The organism is Puia dinghuensis, assembly GCF_014642875.1.
GTDB classification, from domain to species: domain Bacteria; phylum Bacteroidota; class Bacteroidia; order Chitinophagales; family Chitinophagaceae; genus Puia; species Puia dinghuensis.
Genome location: NZ_BMJC01000016.1, coordinates 1 through 3256 on the forward strand (window position 1 = coordinate 1; position 3256 = coordinate 3256).

The window sequence follows — 3256 nt, forward strand, 5'->3', positions numbered from 1 at the left end:
AATCAACTGTTTCGTTTCTTTAAGGCAGGCGTTGCTCCGGTAGACAGATTGCTGGTATTTATTACACCCCGTACAATAGAGCTTTTGCGTGCCATTTTTCTGCCTTCCGGCCTTTTGACAGGAATAGTCACAAAACTTGCATTTCATTCAACCAGATTTTCTGATACACGAGAACGAAAAAAGGCCGGAAGTAACCTTCCTTTTGGTCAAGTTTGTTTGTTTTTTGATTTCTTTGGGGTGCAAGGCACAGGCTAAGCGCCTTTGTGGTAGCGGCTTTTAAGAAATATTCTGACGGCCAGATATTTTGATACACTACCTGGACGAACTCACCGGATTTCAGGTACCAAAAAGATGGTGAACTCCCAAACAAGCCTCGCGCAAGGCTTACAGAGCCCGAAATTTGGGAAAACCTGCTAATTTGAACCACTACCTAAAACGTTTTGTTCAACTATCAGTTTTTTGGTGTTACATACTTAACTAATTCTCGATCTTTAGTATAGATGACGCACTCAATCGTCCCATTCTTTACAATATTTTCCGCAGCTGCAAGAGCAGTATCTATACTGTCAAAAATCGTATAGACAATTTGACCATCATGTAATGCCAGATTGAGGTTTTCATCCAATATATGACCTGTATTAAACTCCGCTCTCATTAAAACAACCTGGTTCTCTCGTAATACAGGAAATTGTTGCATAATATCATTTTGGTTTTACGTTCTTAATTATAAGATTATCTATCAATCCTTGTAAAAGGACTTCGCCTTCGTTAACAACAGTGCCCGGAGATTGCTTTAAATTCACCGATTTCGCGCTTGGACTAGCAACTGTAGAACTTTTTGAAACTGTTGTTTGTAGAACAACACCTTCACCACTAGGTCTTAAAGCGTAATTTTCAGCAACATCCCGGTTAGTAGTCCAAGATGTATATGGGCTTCGCGTATTGCCAGCATTATGTTCAGCCGGAGTAGCCGAGCCGCCCCTTGGTGAAACCTTGCCTTGTAATGCATCCTCGTATCCTGGATGATTTTCGTTCACGCCTCGCCAAAGGGTGGTTGCTTCCTGTTGTGAACCTTCGGCAGGAGCGCTGAATCCTAGAATTGGCAGGCCTTCTATGGCAGGAAGCCCGGCTTCACCGACCGGAATGAACGATGCGGCAGTACTTGTAGTCTGCAGTATATCAACAGCAGGTTGTGCAACGGCTGTAGCATCACTTGCCTGATTAGCTGTACTTACAACATTTTGAATTCCCGTAGGCAGATGGCTATCGGCTTGACCGGACGTCCCATTTGCAAGTCTATAATTTGATTGCATTGCCCCTTGGCCTTCGGAAATCGTTCCAAGTGCTCCTGCAGTCGCCAGTGGACCATTGCCGGTAATAATGCCTAAGATCATAGGCACCAATTCCGTGCCTTCTAGATCAATCCCAATGGTAGGCCTATTTTCAGCATACGCATAGGTGCTATTGTGCACATACTTAGTCGCCAACGGGTCAATTTGCCAGAATCTTCCTAATTGAGGATCCATTGTTCGATATCTCATTTGGTAGGTATCCCAATCCAGATCGTCATCATATAACTGACCAATGAATCGACGCTTATTTTCAGCGTAATTCGACTTCAGTGCCTTATCACTGATCCCCGCCATGGTCAACCCGAAGGGATAATAATGATTCTCCTCCAGCATCGGCCCGCTATACTGCCGCACACTCAGATTATCAAAGAACACGTCCCACCCGGGGGTGGCATTACTCACATAAATATACAAATATCCGCTCTTTGTCACCGGAATTCCCGTATATCCCAGCGGCGACTGCAGTGTCCCTCCGCCCGTCGTCCCGGCGCTCCCCACTGCCACCGCCCCGCTCTGCGGATAGGTGCTCACGATCTTGAACTGGTCGTCGAGCAGTATCCAGTTCAGGAAGGCCTGGGGCTTGCTGGCACCCTGCTGGGGGTTGTTGCTGGTCACGAAACTCGTGATCGCTCCCGGCAGGGGACTCGACCCGCCCGTCAGGTCGGTGAACGACCCGTGCAGCCCACCCGACACCGACACTAGGCCCGAGGCCAGGACATTCAGCAGGTCGCTCGACGACAGGTTGCCACCACCCGTCCCCGTGCTGTTGTAATAATACTGCACCGACACATCCACCTTGTCGCCGCTCATCACCTTCAGGATGATGCCAGGCCCCACCTTCTGCCCGCTGCCGTTCACCCGCGCCACACTGTCATTGGGATTGGTGACGCTGTAGTCCACGGGGTAGCCAGGAGCTGATGCACGGGGATAAGCCGTATTGGTCAGGTCGTAGAACAGCGCAGCCTCCGTACTCCGATACGCCGCCTCCATTGTCGCCAGATATTGCGCCGTATCCTTTTCCTGCGTCAGCAGCACGCGGGTATTACCGAGGTGATCCTTTTCGAAGAAGTCGTATTCCCACCCATAGGCCGTGGTGCCGTTCAAATACTTGTGGAAGGTCCAGCGCGCCCGGCCCTCTTCGTGGGCCATGAACTGCAACGTATCCACGCCCACGCCCGCCTTCGTAATCGTATCGGTCTGCTGATAGACAAAGCCCCCGACATACAGCGTCCGGGTGGAATGGAGCACCGTACTATCACTCGTCAGCTTCGCCAGCTTCGTCCCCGTCGCGTCATACACGTACTGGATATTGCCTTTGCCATTCATATGCACCAGCTTCGGCAGGTTCAGGTAATTGTAACTGATCGCATCTATCGCCTTGTTATTGTCCAGGGAGAGATTACCATTCCCGTCGTAGGTATAGTCGTAGGCCCCCCTGGTCCCCTTATAGTGAAAATCCCCCAGCTTCGACAACGAATCATTGGCCGCATCTGCCACCTGCGACAGTTTGTTGCTGTTGTTCTGGTACGAGTAGGTGAGCGAGTCGATCGTCACCGAGCCCCCGACCTTGAACCCTCGCTGGTTCATCGACAGGATATTGCCATTGGCGTCATAACTCAGCCCGCTCACCGAGAAGTCGATATAGCCATTGTCCCAGGTCGTGCCACTGGTATTCTGCACAAAGGCGGCTCCCACCAGCCGGTTCACATTGTCGTAGGTGAAGTCGTATTTTCTCTTCACGGTATCCCCCGCGCTCTTCCACACCGTCCCCGCAATATTGCCGTTGTAGGCCGGATACAGGTAGCTCGTCGTCCCGGCAATTGAAGTGCTCTTATCATAGGCCAATTCCATCCCAAAATAATGGTTGGCCGAATCCCCTACATATTTCCTATTGATCCCCGTCA

General features: G+C 50.2%; 3 protein-coding genes. 1 reads left to right on the forward strand and 2 read right to left on the reverse strand.

All coding sequences use genetic code 11. The features are described 5' to 3' along the window. A partial coding sequence (locus IEY39_RS30035) for a hypothetical protein (RefSeq protein ID WP_229689155.1) occupies positions 1 to 255 on the forward strand: 255 nt, incomplete at its 5' end. A gap of 196 nt (positions 256 to 451) precedes the next feature. On the opposite strand, the gene IEY39_RS29575 is transcribed toward IEY39_RS30035, so the two are convergent. Next, positions 452 to 697 carry a hypothetical protein gene (locus IEY39_RS29575; RefSeq protein WP_188938384.1) on the reverse strand — a complete coding sequence of 82 codons (246 nt, stop codon included), beginning with the start codon at positions 695 to 697 and terminating at the stop codon, positions 452 to 454. Between the two features lie 4 nt (positions 698 to 701). Further along, a partial coding sequence (locus IEY39_RS29580; RefSeq protein WP_188938385.1) for an RHS repeat-associated core domain-containing protein occupies positions 702 to 3256 on the reverse strand: 2555 nt, incomplete at its 5' end.